We start from the raw sequence: 24,612 nt of genomic DNA on the forward strand, positions 1-24,612 counted from the left end.
GCCACCGGCGCCACTATGCTCAGCGCATGGCCCGCAAAATCGTGCATCAGCTCGTCGACGACCTGGACGGCACCGTCCTCGAAGTCGGCGACGGCGAGACCGTCCTCTTCTCCGTCGACGGCACCGCCTACGAGATCGACCTCACCCACGACAACGCGAACGCGCTCCGCGAGACGCTGGCACCGTACATCGACGCTGCCCGGCGCGTGTCGAACCGCACGTCCGCCGGTCGCCCGGCCGGCTCGTCCGGCGGCGGCCGCGTGCAGAAGCGCTCCGGCCAGCGCGATTACGCGCCGATCCGCGAGTGGGCCGCGAAGAACGGCTACCAGGTGTCGGAGCGCGGCCGTGTTCCCGCGCAGGTGCTCGACGCGTACGACGCCGCGCACTGACGCTCCTCCGCTCCCCTGACCTCACCCGAGGACGAGGGTCACGGCGATGACGAGCATGATCACGGCGATCCCGCCGTCGAGGATCCGCCACGCGCGTTCGGTGCGCAGCAGCGGCGCCAAGTAGCGCGCACCGTAGCCGAAGAGGACGAACCACAGCGTGCTGGCGGTGATGCCGCCGGCGAGGAAGAACCAGCGCGCATCGCCGTGCGTCGCCGCGACGGATCCCAGGACGACGGTGGTCTCGACGAGCGCGTGCGGGTTCAGCCAGGTCACGGCGAGGATCGTCAGGAGCGTCGCCGTCCGGGTGGCCGTGCGCGGCCGGGTCAGGACGGTGCCGCCAGCCGCCGCGGCATCCGTTGCCTGGTCGTCGGGGGCGGCGTCGAGGCTGCCCCCGCCGCGCCAGGCGCGACGCGCGCTGACGATCGCGAAGCCCGCGATGAAGACGGCTCCCGCCCACCGGGCCAGTGTCTCGAGCCACGGGTGAGCGGTCACGAGGGTCGCGACTCCTGCGACGCCGAGCGTCTGGAGGATCGCGTCGCTGACGACGCAGACCAGGACGACGATGCCCACATGTTCGCGGCGCAGCCCCTGGCGGAGGACGATCGCGTTCTGCGCCCCGATCGAGACGATCAGACCCAAACAGAGGCCCAGGGCGGACAGGAAGGCGGCGAGATCAGGAGACACGTCGTCCACGTTAGGGATCCGTGAGTGTGCAGTACAGCGAAAGATTCTTCAGGATCTGAAGCATTCCTTCAGTAGAATGTCGGGCGTGGACATCCCGTTCGAGCACCTGCGCACCCTCGTGGCGGCCATCGACGCGGGCACGCTCGACCGCGCGGCGGCACGCCTCGGCATCACGCCGAGCGCCGTGAGTCAGCGCATCCGTGTCATCGAGCAGCGCGTCGGCCGGCCGGTGCTGCGCCGGACCAAGCCGATCGCCGCCACCGAGGCGGGCGAGCCGCTGGTGCGCTTGGCGCGCCAGCTCGACCTTCTCGAGCACGACGCGCGGCGGGCGCTCGGCGACGACACAGACGCTCCTCTCGTGTCGCTCGCCGTCAATGCGGACTCGCTGATCACCTGGTTCCTGCCGGCCCTCGCCGCCGCCACCACGGTGAGGCCGGTCACGTTCGAACTGCACCGCGAGGACCAGGAACGGACTGCGCAGCTGTTGGCCGCCGGTACCGTCATGGCCGCCGTGACGTCGCAGCGGGAGCCCGTGGCCGGGTGCGTCGCCTCCCCGCTCGGACGGATGCGGTACACCGCCGTGGCGACGCAAGACTTCGCCGAGCGATGGTTCCCGCTGGGGCTCGACCGCGCGGCGCTCGAGAGCGCTCCCCGGGTCGACTTCGACCGCCACGACACCCTGCAGAGTTCCTTCGCACATCGCCACGGCGCACGGCGGGAGCCGCCACGCCACGTCATCAGCGCGTCGGCCGAGTTCGCGCAGGCGATCGTCCTGGGACTCGGCTGGGGGATGCTGCTCCCCGGTCAGTTCGAGGCGGGAGTCGCCGACGGATCCCTCGTCGTCCTCGCCGACGACACGATCGAGGTCCCGCTGTACTGGCAGCGGTGGAACCTGTCCTCCGAGCTTCTCGACACGGTGACGGATGCCGTGCGTCAGACGGCAGCCGACTCCCCCGTCCTCGCGTAGCGACCTCGCGGCATCCCGTCAATCCCCTCTGCACCGACCGGAGCCCGGGCGATGGTGGTCCCCTGGGGCAAGTGTCGGCCGGGTGCGAGGGACGAGGTGCGGAAGATGTATGTGGATCCTGAAACGCTGCGCGCGCTACCGGCCCGTCGACCGGCGGATGCCGCGACCCGGGCCTCGCGGATCCAGTGGGACCTGATCGGCGATGCTCGCTACGAAGTGCGGATCGGCGGCCAAGTGGCCGGATTCATCGACGTCGTCGGTGCCGTGTACGTCGTACTGTCCGGTTCTCGCTACGACCGAGCCGAAGAGGTCGTGCAGACCCTGGTCTGGTCGACCGCGACCGCCGCGCTCGATCAGAACCGCTCGCGCAGCTGATCATGTGGACGCCGCCTCAGCGGCCTTCTTCGCCCGACGTGCGGCATCGCGCGCGGCGGTGCGTTCCTCGGTGAGCTGGGCCGCCTTTTCCTGAACGGCGTCGAGATCGTTGGCCGTCCGGGCACGCTCGCGGTCGATCTCGGCGAGGCGCTCTTCGAGCGACGCGACCCGCGCCCGGGCGGCCGCCAGCCGATCCTCCGCGCGGGCGAGCTGCTTCTGGGTGGTCTCGGCGTGGCGGCGGGCCTCTGCCGCTGCTCGAGCGGCGTCGCGGGCGGCGCGTCGATCGGCGAGCTCGTCCCCTCCGTCCGGCTCAGCAGAGCCCGCGTCGAACGGACCCGACACCGCGTCGGTCAGATCGGGCCGGTCCATGCCGGTCGCCTCGATGGGACGCAGCAACCGCGCACTCGCGACGGCGGCCGCGGCATCCGGATCCCGCAGTGCTGCATCCAGGGTCTGCTCGACCGCGGCGCGGGCGGTGGCACCGACGTCCACGCCGTTGTCGGCCGCGAGGGTGAGGGCACGGTCGACGAGGTCGTGCAGGATGCCGCGGCGCCGCGCCGTGAGCTCCGCGAGCGCGCGTGCGTCACCGGCATCCGCGGCGTCACGGAACGCCTCAGCGAGCTCGACGGCGGGCGCCAGCGCCTGCGGGTCTTCGGCGGCGAGGAGGTTGACCACCCACGCGGCGAGGACGGGCTTCCGCAGGCCACGAATCGCGGCGGCGAGGTCTCGATCCTCGGCATCCTTCGCGGCGGCGGTCCGCTGCGCGACGAAAACACCGGCCGGGGCGACACTGAGCCGCGCGGCGACCTCGATCAGCCGCGTGTCGTGATCGGGAGCGGTCATTCGCCCATCCTCCCGCATGCCCGGCGCCTCGGATCGGCAGGATTCCTTCGACCTCCGGCATCCGTTCGCCTTCGGCGGCGATACCGGCACTCGTATCGTCGGAGGATGCTCGAGATGCGACCCGCCTGCGAATCGTGCGACCGCGCCCTGCCCGCGGCCGCCGAGGCCTTCATCTGCTCGTACGAGTGCACGTGGTGCGCGTCCTGTGTCGTCGGGTTCACGGATGCCGCCTGCCCGAACTGCGGCGGTGATCTCCAGCGCCGTCCCACTCGAGCGGTCCGCGCCTGATCAGTTCGCCCAGAAGGCGGCGGCTCCGAGAGCGAGGACGCAGACGACCAGCGGGGCGACAGCGCCGGCGCGCCGCCGTATCGCACCGACGACCGCCAGGCCCGCCGAGACCACCGTCACGGCGAGGAAGCCGATCGTCCTCGGCCACCCCGTGTGCGTGACGATGGCGTCGCCGCCCGACGCCGCCGCCCAGGTGCACTGGCGGCCCACGGGCACCAGGGTCGCCTCCGCGGAAAGGAGGGCCGTTTCGGACACCGCGACACCCGCCGGGTGATCGTCCAACCAGCACCGCGCGTCCGCGCTCTCCCGGGTGTCGAGGAAGAGGCCGCCGACGAGGATCAGTCCGGCCAGCACGGCAATGACGAACATCACCCCCGTGGCGATGCGCACACCGGACCTACAGTCCTTGAGCCACCGCGGCCGCGGCGCGCATCCATGCGTCCTTCGTTCGGGGCTGGAGCGCGTCGTAGCGGATGCGGCCCGCCTTCAGGGAGTCGTCGAAGGGGATGATCTCGACCGCGCGGACGTGGCCCTCGAAGCCCGCCGCGATGCGCTGCGCCGCGCTGATCCCGGCCCGCTCGGACTGCCCGACCACGACGACCGCTCCGTCGGCGAGGCGACGGGAGTGCTCGTCGCGCTTGCGGAGGGCGTCGAGAAGGAGCGCCGCCGACTCCGCCGACTCGGGAGCGGCGAGCGTCGGGACGACGAGCTGGTGGGCGGAGTCGATCATCCGCAACCAGCGATCGGCCGACTCGTCGTTGCCGGAGTCGAAGATCACCATGCGGTAGTAGCGGGCCGCGACCTGAGCGAGCAGATCGAAGTCCGCCGTCGTGATGCGCTGGTCCGCTGCGAGCAGCTCGGGGTTGGAGCGCAGCACGTCGTAACGGTCGACGGACTGGTGATGGACGAAGCGGGCGATGTCCGAGACGGATGCCGTCGCTTCGAGCAGTCTCGCCGCTTCGGGCAGCAGGTCGCGGATCGTCGTGTCGTAGTCGCCCTGCTCGGTGCGCCAGCCGAGCGTCCCGCGGGTGTCGTTGTTGTCCCACGCGAGGACATTGCCTCCGCCGTGGCGTGCGAAGACCGCGGACAGGACAGCGGTGGTCATCGTCTTGCCGACGCCGCCCTTGCCGTTGGCGACCGCGATGGCGCGGCATCCGGCCCACTGGCGGGAGACGGCCCGCTCGCGCTCGGCGCGCTCGAGCTCGGCCTTCGACGGGCGGATCGGGATGCCGAGGCGCACAAAGAACGAGCGCCACCCGGAGACGGTGGCGGGGTGTTCGCCGGCAGGTTCGATGAACGACGGACGCGACCCCTGGGAAGCGGATGCCTCGAAGGGCGTGTCGGCGGCGGGACCGGCGTCGGTCGTCGGCGGCGCATCGATGGGGGGCTGCTCGTCCGACTCGAACGATGCGCGCGCGACGTCGACCGGGTCGGTGCCGCTGTTGGCGGCGTCGGCCTCGATGGGGGCGGCCGGTGCTGCGGCGGGAATCTCGGCCACGCGGGCGGGGACCCACTCCGCGGGGGTGTCGACGACGTCGTCGTCCAGGTCGTCGTCGTCGCCGTCGTCGTACGCGGCGGGCGCCTCGGAGATCGCGGCGGCGTCGGAGCGGGCCGGCGGGAAGAACGAGGGCACCTCGGCGACGAGGGCGGGCTCGGCCGCGAATTCCGGCTCGACCTCGGGTTCGACCTCGGCCTCGACCTCGGGCTCAGCGTCGGCCTCCGGCTCCGTGGTCCACCAGGCCTGCTGTCGCAGTTCGGCACGCGTCACGGTGCGGTCGTCGACCTCGACGTCGATGTCGCCCGCCGGGTCTAGGAGCAGGTGGTGCTCGCCGCGGTCGCCGCTCGTGACGAGCTCGATGGGCGCACCGGAAGCGACGGCATCCGCTCGCACCCGGTCGATGAGGAGGCGACGGACGGCGTCGACGTCGGCGGCTTCGAGGGTCTCTTCGGCACCGTCGACCGTCGTGAACCGTGCGGTTCCGCCGGTGACGTGCGCGTACGCGCGTGCCGGTTCACTGCCAGTGCTCATGGGTTCCTTTCGGTGGACCGGCTGCGTGAGCGGACCGATCCGGGGGCCGGCGGCGCGAGCGACGAACTCAGACAGTCTCCGTGCGCCGACGGAGTGCGCCTCCCCACGCTATCGCGCGCGGCCCCGAAATCCCCGCTGGACGGGCATGAACAGCTCTCAGGGAGTCGGATCCGGCCGCGGCCCGGACAGCGCGGCGACGAGGACGGCGTTCCGGGCGCGGATGAGCCGCTGCAGATACGGGCGCAGCACGAGCGGTTCGACGATCGGGCCGAACAGCGGCGAGCGCAGCGTCACGACATCCGTCATCACGGTGCCGTCCCCGTCGCGCTCGAAGCGGTGCTCGTGGCGGAACGATCGGAACGGCCCCCGCACCTGCTCGTCGACGAACCCACGCGGGTGCTCGAGCGCGGTGATCCGGGACGTCATCGTCCACACGACACCGAAATGCCGCGCCCGCCAGGTGACCGTCTCTCCCAGCCCTATGGTCCCGCTCGTGACCCCGGCGACAGCGCGCTCACCGGAGCGCGCCATCGACGCGAGATGCGCGTCGATCGACAGCGAGAGGGTGAAGAGCTCCTCCGGCGCGCAGGCCGCGCGGGTGACCTCGGTGAACGTCGCTGTCATGAGGCTCACGCTAACCCCACGCGGCATCCGACCTGCCGCTACCGTAAGACCGTGCGGACGATGCTCGGGATGACGTGGCGCCTCCTCGTGCGCCACTGGCCCGCGCTCGTCGCGTGGTATCTCGCGGGAGTCCTCGGCCGATACATCGGGCTGGAGGCGGCCGGATACGTCGGCGGTTACACGGCGCTCGGCGGCATGCTGATCATCCCCCTCGCGATCCTCGCGAAGCTCGTGAGCCTCGTCGGGATGTTCCTCGTCTTGCGGGACGGGATGACGCGCCTCGGCGCGATCGCGCCGCCTCCGACCGATGGACCCGGCAGACGAGTCGCTTTCCGTGACGCGATGCTGTCGTCCGTCCTCCCCTTCCTGGCGGTGTATGCCGCCCTCGGCTTCCTCAACGAGGACGTCGCGACCTATCTCGACACCGCGCTTCAGGTCAAGATCGGGAGAATCGCAGAAGGGGCCGTCACCGGCGTGGACGCCGACGTCTCCGGTGCCGTCGACAAGCTCCCGTGGGATCCGATGACGATCACGGTGGTCGTGCTCGCCTTCGTCGGACGGTGGGCGTGGAGCCGTTGGCGTGGGCGACTGCCCCGCTGGAGCTCCCTCGTCGCCACCTACCTCGACGGTCTGTGGATCTTCCTCGCCGCCTACTTCGTCGGCAACGCGACAGGACAGCTGACCGCGTGGGTGCAGTCCCGCCGCGCGAGCGCGTGGGTGGGTCAGCTGCGCGAGTCGATCGGCGACTGGTTCGCCCCGTTGGGATGGGTGTGGGATGCCGTGGCCACGGTCACGGCAGAGGCTGTGGGGCTCGTCGCCGTCCCCCTCGCCTGGCTCACCGTCGCCGGCGTCGTCTACGGCCAGGCTGTGGCGCCACGGGGGGTCCAGTGGCGCGGCCGGATCGCCGAGCGGGCCCGGCAGCGGTACGGCAGCATCCCGCAGCGGCTGCGTCGCCGACTCGCCGACATCGGCGCGAGCCTCGGCTCGCGCTTCCAGCCGATCTGGCGCGCGGTCGTCCTGATGTGGCGCGGTGGCCCGGTGCTGATCGGCTGCTACGTCCTCGCCTACGTCCTCGTCCTGCTGGCGCAGGATCTCATCGATTTCGGGGTCACCCGCCTGGTCGGACCGCAGAGCCCCGACGATTTCTGGCGCGCCGGCGGGGCACTGTTCCTCCTCATCGCCCCGGTCATCATCGAACCGATCCGAACCGTGGTGATCGCCGGTGCCTACGACGCGACGGTGGGCGCGCTCATCGGGGCGCCCGTCGTCGCGTCAGGGCACGACGACGAGTCGGACGTAGCCCGGCAGCTCGTCCGGGATCACGAGCTCGACACCGAGCGGGCCCTCGACGTCGTCGGGGACGATGAACGGCACGTCGATCTGGAACGCCCCGCGCGGGAATAGGTCGCTCCGCCGGTCGTTCGGGCACGCCGTGTACCGGCGGTAGTCCCAGTCGACCGTCTTGGACTCGTCCCTCCAGAAGCGGCCCTGTCCGCCCAACTCACGCAACCCCGTGAGCGTGCAGCCGGTCGCCGCGCCGTGACGATCGACGGGAACGCGCACCCAGAGGATCTTCGTCCCCTCGGGAGCCGTCACGCCCAGCAGCGAGACCTCCGTCGCGGTGGCCGGGCCGAAGGTGATGTCGGCGAAGTCCGCGACACGGCCCTGCTCGGCCACCGTCGGGAAGGTGGGCTCGTACCGCGCGACCTTCCACCATTCCCACCCGAGGAACACTCCCGAGGTGAGCGGAACGAGGATGATCAGCGCGAGCAGGGCCCGCCGATTGCTGCGCCACCAGGCACTCACACGCCACCCCCCGCGAGCGGGGCGAGCTCGCGTTCGTCGTCCCAGCGCAGGCTGCCGAGATCGACGGTGAACTCGACGACGGAATCGAGGCGCCAATCGCGATCGCTCACAGTGAAGCGGATGACGGCGGTGCCGTCCCGCACCCCCGCCGGGAGCTCGAACGCGACGCTCCCCGTCTTCGGTACCCCCACCTGCAGCGCCTTGCCGAGCAGCGACACGGGTCGTTCGCTGGCGCGGTAGGTGTCGCCGTCGATCAGGAGGGTGGCGAGGCCGAGGACGGCGCCCTCCTCGGTGTTCACGGCCTCGACGCTGAGGTCCACGACGATCCACGTCCCGTCGGCGGACCAGCCGACCTCATCCGAGATCCGCTCGGCGGCGGCGACGTCTGTGATGGTCACGGCCATCTGCCGCCCGACGGCGCGGTCTCCGACGTCGACGGCCTGGACGAAGGACGCCTCCCTCAACGCTTGGCCTGCAGGGATCTGGGTGACTCCCCACGCCGCAACCAGCAGGACGATGCCGCCGGCCCACACTGTGACGCCTTTCACCGGGATGCTCCTTGGCTCGGCTGGTTCGCGCCGGCGCCGACATCGGTGAGCGGGACGTCCATCTCCGCGACGACCACCGGGCTGTCCCACCATTCCCCGTTCACGACCAACTTGCCCGTGATGAGTGAGAAGTCTCGGATCTCGAGCGACAACTCATCGGCATCCGTCAGGTCGTCCTTCTTGATGATCCACCCGACGACCAGCTCGACGGGGACCCCGGGCTGCAACCACGGGCCCGTGTTCCCGTCGTCGAGGCGAGCCACCGCGTCGGGATACCGCCCACCGAGATTGCTGGCGATGATCGACCCCGACAGCCCTTTCCCCTGGGCTGCCGCAGGCAGAGCGATGTCCCAGACGTTCTCCGCCCGCACCACGGCCGCCACGACACGCTCCCCCTTTTCCGGGTCCGCGTACAGGCCAGCGTCCCTCAGCGTGTCGATCAGCACGGCACGTTCGACCGTGATCGACAGCATGTCGTTCACGTGCGTCTCCCCCGGTTCCAGGGTCGCGACCGGCGGCGCGGCGACCGCCTCGAGCCCGCCGAACGCCGCGGCCGCGCCGAGGAACACCGCGGTGAGGATGCCGGGGATCCACGTCGTCGGCACCCGATCCGTCGCCGCGCGCAGCCACCGCGCGTCCCGCGCCCGGCGAGGGCTGCGGGGCTCGTCTACGGGGCCAGTCACGGCGACAGCATAGCGACGGGGCCGTCGTCACGCCGAGAGCGCGAACTCCTCCGCCGGCGCGACGGGCTCCCGCATCCGCGGAAGGCACAGCGTGATCGTCGTCCCCTCGCCGGGCTCGCTCTCGATGTCCACATCGCCGGCATGGGCGGACACGATCGACTTGACGATCGACAGGCCGACACCGATGCCCTGGACGGCGTCCTTCCGCACGGCGGTGGCCCGGTAGTACCGATCGAACACACGGCGCTTGTCGTCGGCCGTCATACCCATGCCGGTGTCGCTGATCGCGATGTGGACCTGGTCGCCGTCCGCCACGTGGGTGACCCTGACGGAGACCGACCCGCCGGACGGCGTGAACTTGACGGCGTTCGTCAGGAGGTTCTCGACCGCCTGCTCGATACGACGGGAGTCGAGCTCGGCGATGACGTTCTCGTCGCACTCCAGCGACAACGCGACACCGGCCTGTCGCGCGAGCGGCTCCATCACGGCGACCGTCTCCTCGACGAGCTCCGCGACGTCGACGACCGTCGGAGCGAGGACCATCTTCTTGTTGCCGGCGGTGAGCAGCTGCGACACCCGTTCGAGCAGCACTTCACTGTTGCGCGAGATCGCGCCCAGCGCCGTGCCGATGCCGAGGCGTTCGGCATCCTCGCCCAGGATGTCGATCACCTGCTCGGTGTACCCCACGACGGAGGTCAGGGGTGTCCGCAGCTCGTGCGAGACGGTCGTCAGGAACTCCTCGCGCGCCTCGATGGCGTCGGCGAGGTCGGTGACGTCGTAGGCCGCAACCACCGTGCCGAGCAGCTCGCCGTTCGAGCGGTGCACGCGACCCGAGGACGAGAGGATCGCGACCTGGTCGCCGGGCTGGCCGAACCATTCCAGGTGGTTGCGGATGGCGTCGCCACGGAGGGCACGCGGGATGATCTGCTCGGCGCACGGAACCGGGGTCTTCCGGTCGGCTTTGAACACATGCGGCCCCGCGTACGGCGCCTCGTCGAAGCGGAAGCCGACGACGCCGGTCAGCTTGTGTGCGGCGCGGTTGGCCAGCACAGGGCGACCCTCCGCGTTGTAGAACGCGACGGCCCCGTTCACCGTGTCGAGGACGGTCCGCAGGACCATCTCATCGTCGCGCGACTGTTCGAGGTTCGCCTGCAGGCGGCGCGCGGCATCCTCCACCTCCTGTCGGCTCTTGCGGAAGCTCTTCACGGCGAGGTGGATACCGACCGAGATGCCCGTGGTCAGGAACGGCAGTGTGAGGAGGTTGAGGACCATCAGCGGCGTCGACACGGTCTCGACCTGCAGGACCAGTGGCAGCCCCGCGATGAGCAGCCCACCCAGGAAGACGAGGGCGAGCGCCTGCCAGCGGTACCGCAGCGCGATCCACGCGAAGGGCATGAGGCAGAGGACGCCGACGGTCGGGATGTACGGGAAGAGCGATGCGCGCAGCAGGGCGAGCGCGACGATGTCGACGAGCGGCACCACGATCCCCCAGGGCGTCAGCAGCCATGCGCGCCGCGGCAGGAGGAAGAAGGCGGATGCCGCATACGCGAGACCCACGCCGGCGAGGACGGGTCCGGCGGACCACAGGCTCGGGACGGCGAGACCCGCCGCGATGACGACGAACGTCACCCCGGCGACGAACGGGAGCTGGAGCCGCGAGAACAACTCCTCGGGTCGCATCGGCTTCCACATCGGACGTTCACTCATGCTCGGGTCCCCCTCCCGTGCCGGGGACAGCCCCCGACGAGCCGGCGGCGGGGCTCGGATTACCCGCACCGCAGGATCGGTGTCAGAGTACGGGGGTGGCGATTTCGGTTCTTGTGGTTGACGACGACGACGACATCGCTATGCTCCTCGTCTCGAGTCTCGAGCGCGCCGGGATCTCGACCGCACGCGCGGGCAACGGTCGCGAGGGCGTCGAGCGGGTCCGCGCGGACCGGCCGCGGGTCGTCCTCATGGACTGGATGATGCCCGGGACGGACGGGATCCAGGCGGCCCGCGAGATCCGGCGGAGCACCGACATCCCGCAGCCGCACATCATCATGCTGACCGCGCGCGTCCACAGCTCCGACCAGGAGGACGCGATCCGCGCCGGCGTCGACGAGGTGGTGGCCAAGCCGTTCCGACCCCGCGAGGTCGTCGGCCACGTCAAGGAGCTCCTCGAACTCGCGAGCTGATGCCTACGCCCTGAGCGGACATCCGCCCGCAGGGGGACGCGGATGTCGGCGGGTGGTGGCACTCTGACAATATGCTCGGAACCCTTCTGGTCCGGTACCTCCGGACCTACCGCTGGCTGCTGATCGGCGTGCTGCTCTTCCAGTTCGCCTCCGCCATGGCTGCGCTGTACCTTCCCCGCCTGAACGCCGACATCATCGACAAGGGCGTCACGCAGGGCGACGTCGGCTACATCTGGTCGCACGGCGTGCTCATGCTCGTCATCGCCCTCGGCCAGATCGTGGCCTCGATCGTCGCCACCTTCTTCGCCGCGCGGGCCGCCATGGCGGTCGGGCGCGACATCCGCCGCGACATCTTCGACCGCGTCAGCGGCTTCTCGGAGCGCGAGGTCACCCAGTTCGGCGCGGGATCGCTGATCACCCGCAACACGAACGACGTGCAGCAGGTCCAGATGCTTGCGATGATGGGCGCGACCATGCTCGTCACCGCTCCGCTGCTCGCCATCGGCGGCATCGTCATGGCGCTGCAACAGGACGTCGGGCTCAGTTGGCTCATCGGGGTCTCGGTGCCGGCGCTGCTGGTCATCGGCATCCTCATCATCAGCCGGATGGTGCCGCTGTTCCGCAGCTACCAGAAGAAGCTCGACGCCGTGAACCGCATCCTCCGCGAGCAGCTCACCGGCGTTCGCGTCGTCCGCGCCTTCGTGCGCGAACCGATCGAGGAGGAGCGCTTCCGCGGCGCCAACACCGACATCCTCGTCGTCGGCCGCAAGGTCGGGTCGCTGTTCGTGCTGATGTTCCCGCTCGCGATGCTCGTGCTGAACATCACGGTCGTCGGCGTGATCTGGTTCGGCGGCATCGAGGTCAACGAGGGCAGCGTGCAGATCGGCACCCTCTTCGCCTTCATGCAGTACATCGGGCAGATCCTCATGGGCGTCCTGATGGCCACCTTCATGACGATCATGATCCCGCGCGCCGCCGTCTCGGCCGACCGCATCGGCGAGGTCCTCGCGGTCGAGGGCGGGCTGGCACGTCCCGAGAAGCCGGTGCGGGAGTTCCCGCGCCCCGGTGCGGTCGAGTTCGACGACGTCGCCTTCACCTATCCGGGCGCGGATGCGCCCGTGCTCGAGGGCCTCACCTTCGCGGCCGCGCCCGGCGAGACGGTCGCCGTCGTCGGGTCGACCGGTGCCGGCAAGACGACGCTCGTCTCGCTCATCCCCCGCCTGTTCGACGTCACCGGTGGGTCGGTCCGCGTCGCCGGTGTCGACGTCCGCGAAGCCGACCTCGACGAGCTCTGGAAGGGCATCGGCCTCGTGCCGCAGCGGCCGTTCCTGTTCACCGGGACCATCGCGTCGAACCTCCGCTTCGGGCGCGAGGACGCGACCGACGAGGAACTCTGGCACGCTCTCGAGATCGCACAGGGCCGCGACTTCGTCGAGGAGATGGACGGCGGGCTCGACGCCCGCATCTCGCAGGGCGGGACGAACGTCTCCGGCGGGCAGCGTCAACGGCTCTCGATCGCCCGCGCGATCGTGCACCGGCCCGACGTCCTCGTCTTCGACGACTCGTTCTCGGCCCTCGACCTCTCCACCGATGCCCGGCTGCGTCAGGCGCTCTGGCGCGAGCTACCGGAGGTGACGAAGATCGTCGTCGCGCAGCGCGTGTCGACGATCACCGACGCCGACCGCATCGTCGTCCTGGACGCCGGCCGCATGGTCGGCGTCGGAACGCACGAGGAGCTCCTGGCCACCAACGAGACCTACCGAGAGATCGTCGAATCGCAGCTGGGAGTGGACGCATGAGCGCGCCGGACACGCAGATGACCGACGAGGAGAAGCTCGAAGCCGAGCTCGCCGAGCAGGCGCGCCTGAACAGCGGATCGTGGGACTCGGTCGCGCCGGGCAAGGCGTCGCAGTTCGGGCCCAGCTTCATCCGCATGATCGGCCTGCTGGCGCCGTTCAAGTGGATGTTCGGCCTCGTGACGCTCGCCGGAGCGATCGGTGTCGTCCTCGCGGTGATCGCTCCGAAGGTGCTCGGCGAGGCGACGAACATCGTCTTCGAAGGGTTCCTGTCGAACATGCTCGGTGACAACCCCGCGTTCGCCGGGCTGAGCCAGGCTGAGACGGTCGCCGCGCTGCGCGGTCAGGGCCAGGACGACTTCGCCAACATCGTCGCCGCGATGCAGAACTATACCCCCGGCTCGGGCGTCGATTTCGACGCCCTCAAGGTGATCATCACGTGGGTGCTCGTCATCTACGTCGTGTCGGCGATCCTGACGTGGGCGCAGGGCTACGTCATCAACGTGATCATGGTCCGTACGATGTGGCGCCTGCGCGAAGACGTCGAGGCGAAGCTCAACCGTCTGCCGCTGTCGCACTTCGACCGTGTGCAGCGCGGCGAGCTCATCTCCCGTGTCACGAACGACATCGACAACATCACCCAGACGATGCAGCAGTCGCTGTCGGGTGCGCTGACGGCGGTGCTCACCGTGGTGGGCGTGCTCGTCATGATGTTCTCGATCTCGTGGCAGCTCGCGATCGTCGCCCTCATCGCCCTGCCGCTCATGGCGATCATCTTCGGCGTCATCGGCCCGAAGTCGCAGAAGGCGTTCGGGGTGCAGTGGCGCAAAGTCGGCCGCCTCAACGCCCGCGTCGAGGAGTCGTTCTCGGGGCACTCGCTGGTGCGCGTGTTCGGCCGCGAGGCCGATGCCCGTGCGAAGTTCCAGGAGGAGAACGAGGAGCTCTACCAGGCCGCGTTCAAGGCGCAGTTCCTCTCGGGGATGATCATGCCCTCGATGACGTTCGTCGGCAGCCTCACCTACGTCGGCATCGCCGTGCTCGGCGGGTTGCAGGTCGCGAGTGGTCAGCTGCGTCTCGGTGACGTGCAGGCGTTCATCCAGTACTCGCAGCAGTTCACGCAGCCGCTGTCCGAACTCGGCGGCATGGCCGCGGTCGTCCAGTCGGGCACCGCGTCGGCCGAGCGCGTGTTCGAACTCCTCGACGCCGACGAGCAGGAGCCGGATGCCGCTGACGCGCCGGCCCGCGGCGAAGGGCGCGGCGTGATCGAGTTCGAGCACGTGAAGTTCGCCTACGCACCCGAGCACCCACTGATCACGGATCTGTCGTTCCGCGTCGAGCCGGGGCAGACCGTGGCGATCGTGGGCCCGACGGGTGCGGGCAAGACGACGCTCGTCAACCTGCTGATGCGCTTCTACGAGCTCGACGGCGGACGCATCCTGCTCGACGGGCAGGACATCGCGCAGCTCTCGCGCGACGACGTCCGCTCGCGGACGGGCATGGTCCTGCAGGACCCGTGGCTGTTCGCGGGCACCATCCGCGAGAACATCCGCTACGGCCGCGCCTCGGCGACCGATGACGAGATCGTGGATGCCGCGGTCGCGACGCGCGTGGACCGGTTCGTCCGCTCGCTGCCCGACGGCTACGAGACGCTCCTCGACGAGGACGCCTCGAACGTGTCGGCCGGCGAGAAGCAGCTCATCACGATCGCCCGTGCCTTCGTGGCACAGCCGGCGGTGCTGATCCTCGACGAGGCGACGTCATCCGTGGACACGCGCACCGAGCTCCTGCTGCAGCACGCGATGGCGGCGCTGCGCGAGGGACGCACCTCGTTCGTCATCGCGCACCGTCTGTCGACGATCCGCGACGCCGACCTCATCCTCGTGATGGAGCACGGCGACATCGTCGAGAAGGGCACGCACGAGGAGCTCATCGGTCAGCAGGGCGCCTACTACCGCCTCTACCGCTCGCAGTTCGAGCAGGCGCACGACGACCTGGTCGACGCGGCACCGGCCGAGGAGGGCACTCCCCCGGCCGAGTGACAGTGGAGGGGAATACGACCGTGCTGACGTGTCGTTGCCCCTCACCATGAGCCTGTACGAATCCGCCGTCTTCGGCGCCCTCGATCTGTCCAACCGTGTCGTCATGGCACCCCTCACCCGCACACGGGCTGCGGAGGACGGTGTGCCGAACGATGTGATGGTCGAGTACTACCGCCAGCGCGCCGGTGTCGGCCTCATCGTCACCGAGGGCACCTGGCCCGTGGTCGCCGGCAAGTCCTACCCCGGCCAGCCGGGCATCGAGACCGATGAGCAGATCGCCGGCTGGCGTCGCGTCGCCGACGCGGTGCACGCCGAGGGGGGCACGATCGTGATGCAGCTGATGCACGGCGGGCGCGTCTCGCACCCCGAGATCTCGGGCGTCGACCTGGTCGTGGGCCCGAGCGCCATCGCCTCCCCAGGCCAGGGGCGCACGGTGACGGGCGAGAAGGTCGACCTCCCCGTCCCGCACGCCCTCACGACGGCGGAGGTCGCAGAGACCGTCGCGCAGTTCGTGCAGGCGGCGCGCAACGCGATCGCCGCGGGCATGGACGGTGTCGAGGTCCACGGCGCGAACAGCTACCTCGTCCACCAGTTCCTCTCCCCCGAGTCGAACGTCCGCGACGACGTGTACGGCGGATCTCCCGAGAACCGCGCGCGCTTCGGCATCGAGGTGACCCGCGCGGTCGCCGAGGCGGTCGGGGCGGAGCGCACCGGCATCCGTCTCTCGCCGCAGCACCAGATCCCCGGTGTCCTCGAGAGCGATGACGCCGACGCGCGTGCGACCTACACGGCCCTCGCCGAGGGCCTGGCCCCGCTGGGTCTGGCGTTCGTCGACATCCTGCACGCCGACCCGAAGAGCGACATCGTGCAGCACATCCGCCACGCGGCGGGCGCACCCACGATCCTCAACTCGGGCTTCGGGGTCGTCACGACGCGTGAAGAGGCCGAGGAGCTCGTGCTCGAGGGATGGGCGGATGCCGTCGCCGTCGGCCGCCCGGTCATCGCCAACCCGGATCTGCCGACCCGGTGGGAGCAGCGCGCCGAGCTGAACGAGCCGCGTCCGGAGTACTTCTACACCGGCGGAGCAGAGGGCTACACCGACTACCCGTCGCTCGCGGACGTGCGTTCGGAGCGCTGAGCGCCCCGCCCGCCCCGATCAGTCGCCGGCGACGAAGTCGAACTCTTGGAAGTCGCGGACCTCGTGACTCCAGCGGCTCTCGACGAAGGCGACATGGTCGGGGTGGGCGCTGTACGCGTCGTAGGCGGCCTGGTCATCGAACAGCATCGTGAACTGCCACCGCAGGTCGCTGCGCGGGCTGATCTGACGGTTGACGCGGAACTGCTGGACGCCGGGGATGGCCGAGAGGGACCGCTGCGCGTCCGTCAGGAACGTCTTCTCTTCGGAGGAATCCTCCGCGTGGTGCAGGGCGAAGATGACGGTGTGCTGGATGGTCATGGTGATCAAGGCTAACCCCGGGCCACCAGCACGTGCTCAGCCGGCGGCGATCTGACGGCGGACCTCGTCGATCGTGGCGAGCACCGACACGACCTCGTCGTGCGGGTGCAGCGGGGACTCGACGAGCCCGGCTCCCACGAACGAGGCGACCGCGGTCGCCTGATAGCCGAGCCCGTCGTGCACCTGCGGCAGGGTGTCGTCGCGCCACTCCTCGACCTGCCCATCGACGCTGAGGCGCAGCCCCGTCGGCCCGTAGAACGGGCTGAGGACATCGAGTCGGCCGCGGGAGCCGAAGACGGATGCCTCGATCGGCGTGACCGCTCCGAAGGTCGTCGTGAGGGAGGCTTGGGCCCCGGCATCCGTCTTCAGGGCGATCGTGGCGCTGTCGTCGACACCGGTCGGCGCGAGGGTGCCGACGGCGCGGATCGTCGTGGGCGGTCCGATCATCGACGAGGCGAACGCGACGATGTAGACGCCGAGGTCGAGCATGGCGCCGCCCCCGAGCGCTGGGGCGAACATCCGGCTCGCGGGGTCGAAGGGGACGAGCGACCCGAAGTCGGCGCGGACGAGGTCGATCTCGCCGAGGGTCCCCGCCTCGAGCAGCTGGCGGATCACGTCGGCCTGCGGCAGGTAGCGGGTCCACATCGCCTCGGCGACGAGCACGCCTCCTGCGCGTCCGGCATCGAGGATCTCGCGCGCGTCCGCCGCGGTCATCGCGATCGGCTTCTCGATGAGCACGTGCTTTCCGGCGGCGATGGCGGCGAGCGCCTGCTCGCGGTGGAGCGGATGCGGCGTGGCGACGTAGACGACGTCGACGTCGGGGTCGGCGACCAGCTCATCGACGGAGTCGTGCGTGCGCGCGATGCCGTGCCGCTCTGCGAAGGCGTGGGTCTTCGTCGTGTCGCGTGCCGTCACGGCCACCGCGCGCTGCGTCGTATGGGTGTGGATCGCGTGCACGAACTGGTCGGCGATCCCGGTACCGATGACACCCCAGCGCAGGGCGGGGACGGCGGCGGGGTCGATGAGGCGCGGGGCGGGGAGGAGAGGCATCCCGCCATCTTGGCGCAGGTCGTCAGCGCGTGGTCAGCAGACCCGCGGTGTCGAGCGCCTGCCGCAGCGCCGGCGCGATGTGCTCGGCGTATTCGACGGTCAGGTGGGTCTGGTCGTACTTCGTCGGGATCGACCCCGCGAAGGGCGGGCAGACGTCGTCGGCGCACGTGAACGCGAGCGACGACATGGCGTGGTCGCCGGCGTCCCTGGCGGCGCGCTCCGAGAGGGCCTCCATCGTGCGCCACGTCCCGTCGACCGCGCTGTCGCACGCGCGGGGCGACGACGTCGGTGTGTAGCAGGCGGCGAGGCTCACGCCCTGGGGCGGCGGGGCGAGGTGCAGCATCCGCTCGCCCATCCCGTAGGTGTCGGCCTCGCGTCGCTGTGCGGCGATGAGCGCGTCCGCCGACAGGTCGGTGCCGTCGACAGTCCGCCCGAGCGTGAACGCGTTGGACATGACGACGAGGTCGGGCGCATCGGCGAGGATCGCGGCTCGCACGGCGGCCTTGCGCGCTTGGCATCCCGCCATCACCTGCGGGTCGTCGTTCTCGACGAGGACGTCGGTGAAGCGGCATCCGTACATGCCCATGGCCGAGACGCGGATGCTGCCGGCGCTGTCGTCCGCGATGCGGCGGAATGCGGGCGCGTATGCCATGGCGGTCGAGTCGCCGACGAGCCAGATGTGCACGGGCGCATCGCCGCTCCCCCACCCGCAGGCCGTCGTCGCGCCGGGCGAGAAGCAGTCGTGCGCGGGGTTGGCTCCCGACGACGCCGCCATCACGCGGTCGAGCGACGGGGTGAGGTCGGGCCACGCGTCCGCCGTGACGGCGGCGGCCAGTTCCGCCTGCAGATCGGCGGTGGGGTCGCCCGAGACCGTGGGCGCCGACGCCGCGGGGGCGAGTTCGGGCAGGCCGAACCGGGGACCATGACCGGATGCCGTCACCGCGAGCGCGCCCGCGAGTGCGACGACGACGAGTCCGGCCGTCGCGAGGAAGACCTGCGCGGCGAAGCGCTCGCGCCATGCGGCGAGCGCACTCCCGCGCGGCTCGGTGGCCGGTTCGGCGACGACCGGCTCGGCGACGGGGATGGGCGCCGCGGCGATGGCGGCGGGTTCGATGCGCGGAGCCGCCGGCCGGGATGATCCCGGGAAGTATCGCGTCCCCGGCGTCCACCCCGCGGGGCGCGTCGTCGCGACCGCAAGGACCGGCACGGGGACGGGCTCCGGCTCCGGTTCGGGTTCACGGGCCTCGGCGCGTGGCATCCCGCCGAGGAACGGCGCGTAGCGCAGGGGCTGCTCGACGATCAGGTACGACGCGAGGCCGAGGACGACGCTTGCGCCCAGCACGATCCAGACATGCCACTCGGATGCCGGGAGCAGCGCTGCCGCGAAGACCACCACCGGGAAGTGCCACAGGTACAGCGAGTACGAGGCGTCGCCGACGAAGACGGACGCCGGGTTGGTGAGCGGGAACAGGTGTCGGTGGCGCGGGTCTCCCCCGACCCCGCCCGCGAGCGCGAGCGCCGTGGCGGTGACGGGCGCCGCCGCCCACGGGGCGGGGAAGCCTCCCCCGGTCGGGTCGATGAGCAGCAGCGACGCGACGATACCCGCGACGCCCGTCCACTGCATCACGCCTCCCAGCGCGCGCGGGATGCGGCGCAGCAGGGGGACGAGAACGGCGACGAGCGCGCCGAGGCCGAGCTCCCACGCGCGGGTCAGCGTGGAGAAGTACGCGATGGTCGCCTGCGAATCGGACTGGACGAGCGCCCAGCCGAAGGACCCGGCCACGACCGCTGCCGCGAGAACGCCCGCGACGATCCTGACCCGCGTGCGACCGACGAGGGCGACGACGATCAGGAGCAGCAGCGGCCAGACGAGGTAGAACTGCTCTTCGACCGACAGCGACCAGAAGTGCTGCAGCGGCGAGACCGCTCCGGTGTCGGCGAAGTAGTCGGTGCCTTGCGCAGCGAAGTTCCAGTTCGAGGCGAAGACGGCGGCCCAGGCGGCATCCCACAGCGTCTGCTCACCGCGGGTGCGGTTGAACAGGAACCAGCCGGCGACGGTCACGGCGATCAGCACGGTCAGCGCCGCGGGCAGCAGGCGGCGCGCTCGGCGCGCGTAGAACGAGCCGAGCGCGAGTCGGCCGGTGTCACGCGCTTCGCGCAGCAGCATCCCGGTGATGAGGAATCCCGAGATGACGAAGAACACGTCGACGCCCATGACCCCGCCCGCCGGCCACCCGGCGGCGTGTGCGCCGATGACCGCGAGGACGGCGAGGGCGCGAAGGCCTTGGATGTCGCGGCGCGGTGGGGCGGGGGTGTGGGTCGGGGAGTGCATGAGGAATGCCGACGAAGAGTCTATGGGATCGCTCCCACGCGGTCAGTCCCGGTCGACGACGACCTCGTCCCCCACGCGCACCGTGCCGCCGTCGCCGACCGGGAGCAGCAGGATGCCGAGGGTCGCCTCGCTCTGGCCGAACTCGGTCGTCAGCACGCGCAGCAGGCGCGCATCGCGCTCGCCCGTGTCTGGATTCGCGGTGATCGCGGCGCACCGACCGATGGGGCGTTGGACCTCGAAGTCGACGTCGCCGATGCGGACGCGGCCCGACCAGTCGAGCTCCTCCCAGGGCGCGGTGCCCGACACGACGATGTTGGAGCGGAAGCGGCGATCGTCGACGGGCGCGGGCACGGCGGCATCCACCTGCGCGACCGTCGACTCGCCGTGGAGCGAGACGTAGCCGCGCGCGCGATCCTGGAACCGTGATGTGACGCCGTCGCCGATGAGCCGGAGGGGCAGGACGCCCTCGCGGTGCAGGAGTCTCGCATCGGAGGACCGCGCGACGAAAGCGGTGGCGGCGTCCTCGAGTTCACGGCGACCCGTGTCGTCGAGCCTCGCCTCGACCAGCAGCGTGCCGTCGTCGGTCATGCGCACGATGCCGTCGGCGAACTCGACGCGCAGGCGGGCGATGGACGGGAAGTCCATGAGCGCGAGGCCGTGGCTCTTCGGCCAGGAGTCGAGGCCGTCGTCGTCCTCGGGAGCCGTGGCGTCGGCGAAGCGGAAGGCGAGCACGCGGTCGCCGGCGATACGCCCGTCGGCCTGCACGACGAGTTCGGTGCGCGGTTCGGGAGTGAAGCCCTTGATCGGATACCGGTAGAGCGACGAGACAGCAGCCATGGCTCTAGCGTGCACCACCGGCAGCCGTGGCCCCGATCAGACCTTCTTCTTGGCAGCGCTCCGTCGGATGAAGCCGAATACGAGGGTGCCGACGAAGAGCACGATGCCGATGAGGCCGAGCCAGAAGAGACCCTCGAACGCGAAACCGACGATCGACAGCACCACCCAGATGATCAACAAGATGATGAGAACTGTCCACATAGTGCTCACCGTACGCGGGATCGGGTGAAGAAGATACGGTCACGCCTGCCGATAGTGACGGACCCGCTCATCGCGTTCGATAAGGAACTCGTCGTCCTCCGGGTAGAACACCGCACGTTCGATGTCGTCGCCCGCGAAGGCCGCGATCACGGCGAGGTTCTCCCACCGCGACAGGGTCGTGATCTCCGTGCGGCCGCCGCCGAGATCGCGCGTCAGCAGCCACGCGCCGAGGTTGCCGGGGGTGGCGCGATACGCATCCATGCCGGTGCGCTCCACGTACCGGATGTAGCGGTCCGCATCCTCGGCGCGCACCACACCGGTCCACATCCGAACGACGGGTTGACCACTGAAATGCGTCACGCGCCCACCCTTGCAGAGGTGGACGCGTGACGCCAGGGATGTCGGGGCTCAGCTGCCGAGCTTCGAGAGCTCCGCGAACTCCTCGTCGGTCAGCTCGATGACGGCGCCCTGGAGGTTGTCCTCGAGGTGGGCGACGCTCGACGTGCCCGGGATCGGGAGCATGACGGGCGAGCGCTTGAGCAGCCATGCGAGGGCCACCTGGGCGGGGGTCGCGTTCTTGCGCTCGGCGATGTCGGTCAGCGGCGAGTCGGGGCCGGTGAGGCCGCCGGTCGCGAGCGGGAACCACGGGATGAAACCGATGCCCTGCTCCTCCGACCAGTCGAGGAGGTCCTCGGCGTCTCGGTGCTGCAGGTTGTAGAGGTTCTGAACCGTGACGATCTCGGCGATCTCCTGAGCGGCCTTGACCTCGTCGATGGAGACCTCGGAGAGGCCGATGTGGCGGATCTTGCCCTCGTCCTGCAGCGCCTTCAGCTCGCCGACCTGGTCCGCGAGGGGGACCTTCGGGTCGATGCGGTGCAGCTGGAACAGGTCGATGCGCTCGAGGCCGAGGCGCCGGAGGCTCATCTCCGCGCCCTGACGCAGGAACTCGGGGCGTCCGAGCGGGGGCCAGACGTTCGGGCCGGTGCGGGTGAGGCCGGACTTCGTCGCGATGACGACGTCGTCGGCGTAGGGGTGGAGGGCTTCCTTGAGGAGCTCCTCGGCGACGTACGGGCCGTAGGACTCGGCGGTGTCGAAGAAGTTCACGCCGAGTTCGATGCTGCGCCGGAGGACCCGGATGGCCTCATCGTGGTCCTTCGGCGGACCCCAGACGCCGGGGCCGGTGAGCTGCATGGTTCCGTAGCCGAGGCGGGTGACCTCGAGGTCTCCGCCGATGCGGAACGTGCCGGACGACTGTGCAGGCTTCGTGTTGTTCGTCATGGGGTGTTCCAGCGCACGAGCGCTCCGGAACATTCCCGTTCGTCAGCTTTTCGCGCCGGTGAGCGCGAGTGCCCCGCCGAGCCCGATCATCAGGAATCCGCCCGCGCCCGACAGCGTCGCCAGGCGTGCCGGCGAGCGCCCGAACCACGCGCGTGCGGTGCCTGCGGCGACCGCCCACGTGCTGTCGCAGACGAGGGCGATCGCCTGGAACACGAGGCCGAGGAACAACAGCTGCGCCCAGACCGGTCCGGCATCCCGAGCGACGAACTGCGGGAGCACGGCAACGAAGAACGCGATGGTCTTCGGGTTGGTGAGCCCGACGATGAACCCCTGACGCAGCAGGGTGACGACGGATGCCGATGCTCGCCCGTCCCGCTCGGCTCGGTGCTTCCGGTGCCGGATCGCCTGGACGCCCAGGTAGACGAGATAGATCGCGCCGATGATCTTGATCGCCGTGAACGCGACGACCGACGAGGCGACGATCGCCCCGACGCCGAAGGCGACGAGAAGGATCGCGGGGATGTTCCCGAGCGAGTTCCCGAGGACGCTGAGCACTCCCGCGCGGCGGCCGAGCGCGATGGAACGGCCGATGACGAACAGGACCCCGGGACCCGGGATGACGATGATCACCATCGACGCCAGGGCGAAGGCGAGGAGGTTCTCGATCGGGATCACGAAGGAACGCTATCGCGACCGGCGGCCGGCTTATTTAGCACAGTCGTGCTACTTTGATCGGACTCGTTCGGACGAAAGGAATCCCCGTGATCCTGGTGGCGATCATCGCCTGCGAAATCGGCTTCTGGCTCGCGATCATCGCGGGTCTCGTCGCCCGCTACGTCTTCCGTCGCCCGCGTCTGGGAGCGATGCTCCTGCTCGCGGCTCCGGTCATCGACCTGATCCTGCTCGTCCTCGTCGGGGTCGATCTCCTGGGGGGCGGTACCGCGTCGTGGCATCACGGCCTGGCCGCGCTCTACATCGGCGTCTCGGTCGCGTACGGACACCGGATGGTGGCGTGGGCCGACGCGAAATTCGCTCAATGGTTCCGGGGCGCGGCGCCGCGCCCCGGACGGTACGGCTGGGACTACGCACGCGCCTGCTGGAAGGACGTGCCCCGCACCCTGCTCGCCGCCGCCATCGCGGCGGCCGTGCTGGGCGGGCTGATCCTGCTTGTCGGGGCTCCCGAACGCACGTCGGAGCTGCTGCGGTTCTTCCCGATCCTCGGGGTCGTCATCGGCATCGACGTCCTATGGGCGCTGGGCTACACCGTCTGGCCGAAGAAGGCACCCGCCGTCGCGGCATGATGGAAATATGCCGCGACTGATCGACCACGACGAGCGCGACCGTGCGATCGGGGACGCCGCGATGCGCGTCCTCGCCCGTGACGGACTCGCCGCACTCTCGGTGCGAAAAATCGCTGACGAGGCGGGGCTCGCGACGGCATCCCTCCGTCGCGCGTTCCCGACCCAGCTCGCGCTCCGCCGGTACTGCGTCGACCGGATCCACGACGCCGTCGCCGCACGCGTGACGGGCTTGACGGGCGAGGGGATGCCGCTGGCGATCGCCCTCCTGCTCGAGCTGCTGCCGCTCGACACGACCCGCCGGGTCGAGCTGATCGCGCAGCTGCAGCTGGGGAGTCTCGCACTGACGGACGCGACCCTGACCGAGAGTGTGCGCGACCTGCATGACGGTGTCGGGTTGATCTGCGGCGTCGCACTGGGTCAGCTCGACCTGCCCGACGAGATCGACATCGCGCTCGAGATGCTCCGTCTGCAGGCGCTCCTCGACGGGCTCGCGCTGCACCTGCTGTGGGCCGATCCGGCGGATCCCGAGACGCACGCGCGCCGTCTCCTGGAGCACCATCTGACGAGCCTGACCGCCCGGCATCCGCTCTGATCTGCGACCATCGAGGTATGCACTCCATCACGACGGCGCAGCTGGCCGAGGCCTCCCCCGCGAACATCATCGACGTCCGCGAACCCGACGAGTTCGCGGCGGGTCACGTGCCCGGCGCGCGCAACATCCCCCTCGCCACGGTGCCCGACCACCTGGACGAGCTGCGCGAGCTCGACGACCTGCACCTCATCTGCCAGGCCGGCGGACGCAGCGCGCGCGCGGCGGCGTTCCTCGAGCACCACGGTCTCGAGACGACCAACGTCGAAGGCGGCACGGGTTCCTGGATCGCGGAGGGCCGCGCGGTCGAGAAGTGACCG

General features: G+C 70.3%; 28 protein-coding genes. 12 read left to right on the plus strand and 16 right to left on the minus strand.

The annotated features are described in order from the left end of the window. The first annotated feature begins 26 nt into the window (after positions 1 to 26). Positions 27 to 389, plus strand: a complete 363-nt coding sequence (locus BLR68_RS02670) for a histone-like nucleoid-structuring protein Lsr2 (RefSeq protein WP_018188487.1) — start codon at positions 27 to 29, stop codon at positions 387 to 389. A gap of 21 nt (positions 390 to 410) precedes the next feature. Here BLR68_RS02670 and BLR68_RS02675 read toward each other — a convergent pair whose 3' ends face one another. Next, positions 411 to 1,082: a LysE/ArgO family amino acid transporter gene (locus tag BLR68_RS02675; RefSeq protein ID WP_018188488.1), complete on the minus strand. Its 672-nt coding sequence runs from the start codon at positions 1,080 to 1,082 to the stop codon at positions 411 to 413. A gap of 67 nt (positions 1,083 to 1,149) precedes the next feature. Here BLR68_RS02675 and BLR68_RS02680 point away from each other — a divergent pair, with 67 nt between their 5' ends. Continuing rightward, positions 1,150 to 2,040, plus strand: coding sequence for a LysR family transcriptional regulator ArgP (locus tag BLR68_RS02680; protein WP_018188489.1), 891 nt, complete (start codon positions 1,150 to 1,152; stop codon positions 2,038 to 2,040). 105 nt (positions 2,041 to 2,145) lie between these two features. Further along, positions 2,146 to 2,415, plus strand: a complete 270-nt coding sequence (locus BLR68_RS02685; RefSeq protein WP_018188490.1) for a hypothetical protein — start codon at positions 2,146 to 2,148, stop codon at positions 2,413 to 2,415. Here the strand turns inward: BLR68_RS02685 and BLR68_RS02690 are convergent, their stop codons facing one another. Next, on the minus strand, positions 2,416 to 3,258 hold the full coding sequence (locus BLR68_RS02690; RefSeq protein ID WP_018188491.1) for a hypothetical protein: 843 nt from the start codon (positions 3,256 to 3,258) through the stop codon (positions 2,416 to 2,418). Positions 3,259 to 3,363: 105 nt separating this feature from the next. On the opposite strand from BLR68_RS02690, the gene BLR68_RS02695 reads away from it, so the two are divergent. Next, positions 3,364 to 3,546, plus strand: coding sequence for a DUF1272 domain-containing protein (locus tag BLR68_RS02695; protein ID WP_018188492.1), 183 nt, complete (start codon positions 3,364 to 3,366; stop codon positions 3,544 to 3,546). Here the strand turns inward: BLR68_RS02695 and BLR68_RS02700 are convergent, their stop codons facing one another. From BLR68_RS02700 to BLR68_RS02710, 3 genes are all read right to left on the minus strand, one after another. Further along, the gene (locus BLR68_RS02700; RefSeq protein ID WP_018188493.1) at positions 3,547 to 3,936 is read right to left on the minus strand and encodes a hypothetical protein; all 390 of its coding nucleotides are present in this window, start codon (positions 3,934 to 3,936) and stop codon (positions 3,547 to 3,549) included. A 7-nt stretch (positions 3,937 to 3,943) separates the two neighbouring features. Further along, positions 3,944 to 5,575 (minus strand): ParA family protein, encoded by a 1,632-nt coding sequence (locus tag BLR68_RS02705; RefSeq protein WP_018188494.1) that lies wholly within the window; start codon positions 5,573 to 5,575, stop codon positions 3,944 to 3,946. 156 nt (positions 5,576 to 5,731) lie between these two features. Beyond that, positions 5,732 to 6,199 (minus strand): SRPBCC family protein, encoded by a 468-nt coding sequence (locus BLR68_RS02710; protein ID WP_018188495.1) that lies wholly within the window; start codon positions 6,197 to 6,199, stop codon positions 5,732 to 5,734. 60 nt (positions 6,200 to 6,259) lie between these two features. Between BLR68_RS02710 and BLR68_RS02715 the strand changes: the two genes are divergently transcribed. After that, the gene (locus BLR68_RS02715; protein WP_256335316.1) at positions 6,260 to 7,603 is read left to right on the plus strand and encodes a hypothetical protein; all 1,344 of its coding nucleotides are present in this window, start codon (positions 6,260 to 6,262) and stop codon (positions 7,601 to 7,603) included. A 398-nt stretch (positions 7,604 to 8,001) separates the two neighbouring features. On the opposite strand, the gene BLR68_RS02720 is transcribed toward BLR68_RS02715, so the two are convergent. From BLR68_RS02720 to BLR68_RS02730, 3 genes are read right to left on the minus strand one after another with little or no spacing between them, the layout of a single operon-like run. Beyond that, positions 8,002 to 8,553, minus strand: a complete 552-nt coding sequence (locus BLR68_RS02720) for a DUF4352 domain-containing protein (protein ID WP_018188497.1) — start codon at positions 8,551 to 8,553, stop codon at positions 8,002 to 8,004. Further along, the gene (locus tag BLR68_RS02725) at positions 8,550 to 9,236 is read right to left on the minus strand and encodes a hypothetical protein (protein WP_026303008.1); all 687 of its coding nucleotides are present in this window, start codon (positions 9,234 to 9,236) and stop codon (positions 8,550 to 8,552) included. The genes BLR68_RS02720 and BLR68_RS02725 overlap by 4 nt, the downstream gene beginning before the upstream one ends. Positions 9,237 to 9,263: 27 nt before the next feature. Next, the gene (locus BLR68_RS02730) at positions 9,264 to 10,943 is read right to left on the minus strand and encodes a PAS domain-containing sensor histidine kinase (RefSeq protein ID WP_026303009.1); all 1,680 of its coding nucleotides are present in this window, start codon (positions 10,941 to 10,943) and stop codon (positions 9,264 to 9,266) included. Between the two features lie 95 nt (positions 10,944 to 11,038). Here BLR68_RS02730 and BLR68_RS02735 point away from each other — a divergent pair, with 95 nt between their 5' ends. The 4 genes from BLR68_RS02735 to BLR68_RS02750 all read left to right on the plus strand — a co-directional run bounded on the left by BLR68_RS02735 (position 11,039) and on the right by BLR68_RS02750 (position 16,386). Further along, positions 11,039 to 11,413, plus strand: coding sequence for a response regulator (locus BLR68_RS02735; RefSeq protein WP_256335300.1), 375 nt, complete (start codon positions 11,039 to 11,041; stop codon positions 11,411 to 11,413). 71 nt (positions 11,414 to 11,484) lie between these two features. Beyond that, positions 11,485 to 13,212, plus strand: coding sequence for an ABC transporter ATP-binding protein (locus tag BLR68_RS02740; RefSeq protein ID WP_018188501.1), 1,728 nt, complete (start codon positions 11,485 to 11,487; stop codon positions 13,210 to 13,212). Then, the gene (locus BLR68_RS02745; protein ID WP_018188502.1) at positions 13,209 to 15,248 is read left to right on the plus strand and encodes an ABC transporter ATP-binding protein; all 2,040 of its coding nucleotides are present in this window, start codon (positions 13,209 to 13,211) and stop codon (positions 15,246 to 15,248) included. Before BLR68_RS02740 ends, BLR68_RS02745 begins: the two co-directional genes overlap by 4 nt. Before the next feature lie 46 nt (positions 15,249 to 15,294). Beyond that, a complete protein-coding gene (locus BLR68_RS02750; protein ID WP_026303010.1) occupies positions 15,295 to 16,386 on the plus strand; it encodes an alkene reductase in 1,092 nt (363 codons plus the stop codon). 18 nt (positions 16,387 to 16,404) lie between these two features. Here the strand turns inward: BLR68_RS02750 and BLR68_RS02755 are convergent, their stop codons facing one another. Genes BLR68_RS02755 through BLR68_RS02785 form a run of 8 tightly spaced genes read right to left on the minus strand, consistent with a single transcriptional unit; the run spans position 16,405 to position 23,077 of the window. Then, positions 16,405 to 16,704 carry a Dabb family protein gene (locus BLR68_RS02755; RefSeq protein WP_018188504.1) on the minus strand — a complete coding sequence of 100 codons (300 nt, stop codon included), beginning with the start codon at positions 16,702 to 16,704 and terminating at the stop codon, positions 16,405 to 16,407. 36 nt (positions 16,705 to 16,740) lie between these two features. After that, the gene (locus tag BLR68_RS02760) at positions 16,741 to 17,754 is read right to left on the minus strand and encodes a Gfo/Idh/MocA family protein (RefSeq protein WP_018188505.1); all 1,014 of its coding nucleotides are present in this window, start codon (positions 17,752 to 17,754) and stop codon (positions 16,741 to 16,743) included. A 22-nt stretch (positions 17,755 to 17,776) separates the two neighbouring features. Continuing rightward, the gene (locus tag BLR68_RS02765) at positions 17,777 to 20,086 is read right to left on the minus strand and encodes an acyltransferase family protein (RefSeq protein WP_018188506.1); all 2,310 of its coding nucleotides are present in this window, start codon (positions 20,084 to 20,086) and stop codon (positions 17,777 to 17,779) included. Between the two features lie 42 nt (positions 20,087 to 20,128). Further along, the gene (locus BLR68_RS02770; protein ID WP_018188507.1) at positions 20,129 to 20,923 is read right to left on the minus strand and encodes an MOSC domain-containing protein; all 795 of its coding nucleotides are present in this window, start codon (positions 20,921 to 20,923) and stop codon (positions 20,129 to 20,131) included. A gap of 36 nt (positions 20,924 to 20,959) precedes the next feature. Further along, positions 20,960 to 21,124 carry a hypothetical protein gene (locus BLR68_RS17915; protein ID WP_018188508.1) on the minus strand — a complete coding sequence of 55 codons (165 nt, stop codon included), beginning with the start codon at positions 21,122 to 21,124 and terminating at the stop codon, positions 20,960 to 20,962. Positions 21,125 to 21,163: 39 nt separating this feature from the next. Continuing rightward, positions 21,164 to 21,484, minus strand: coding sequence for a hypothetical protein (locus tag BLR68_RS02775; RefSeq protein ID WP_256335301.1), 321 nt, complete (start codon positions 21,482 to 21,484; stop codon positions 21,164 to 21,166). A gap of 48 nt (positions 21,485 to 21,532) precedes the next feature. Continuing rightward, positions 21,533 to 22,402 carry an aldo/keto reductase gene (locus BLR68_RS02780; RefSeq protein ID WP_018188510.1) on the minus strand — a complete coding sequence of 290 codons (870 nt, stop codon included), beginning with the start codon at positions 22,400 to 22,402 and terminating at the stop codon, positions 21,533 to 21,535. A 42-nt stretch (positions 22,403 to 22,444) separates the two neighbouring features. Then, positions 22,445 to 23,077, minus strand: coding sequence for a LysE family translocator (locus tag BLR68_RS02785; protein WP_018188511.1), 633 nt, complete (start codon positions 23,075 to 23,077; stop codon positions 22,445 to 22,447). Positions 23,078 to 23,163: 86 nt separating this feature from the next. On the opposite strand from BLR68_RS02785, the gene BLR68_RS02790 reads away from it, so the two are divergent. Genes BLR68_RS02790 through BLR68_RS02800 form a run of 3 tightly spaced genes read left to right on the plus strand, consistent with a single transcriptional unit; the run spans position 23,164 to position 24,609 of the window. Continuing rightward, positions 23,164 to 23,703, plus strand: coding sequence for a hypothetical protein (locus tag BLR68_RS02790; protein WP_018188512.1), 540 nt, complete (start codon positions 23,164 to 23,166; stop codon positions 23,701 to 23,703). A 7-nt stretch (positions 23,704 to 23,710) separates the two neighbouring features. Next, positions 23,711 to 24,295, plus strand: coding sequence for a TetR/AcrR family transcriptional regulator (locus BLR68_RS02795; RefSeq protein ID WP_018188513.1), 585 nt, complete (start codon positions 23,711 to 23,713; stop codon positions 24,293 to 24,295). Positions 24,296 to 24,312: 17 nt separating this feature from the next. After that, positions 24,313 to 24,609 carry a rhodanese-like domain-containing protein gene (locus tag BLR68_RS02800; protein ID WP_018188514.1) on the plus strand — a complete coding sequence of 99 codons (297 nt, stop codon included), beginning with the start codon at positions 24,313 to 24,315 and terminating at the stop codon, positions 24,607 to 24,609. The last annotated feature ends 3 nt before the right edge of the window (positions 24,610 to 24,612 follow it).

This window comes from Microbacterium sp. 77mftsu3.1 (assembly GCF_900100525.1).
GTDB lineage: Bacteria > Actinomycetota > Actinomycetes > Actinomycetales > Microbacteriaceae > Microbacterium > Microbacterium aquilitoris.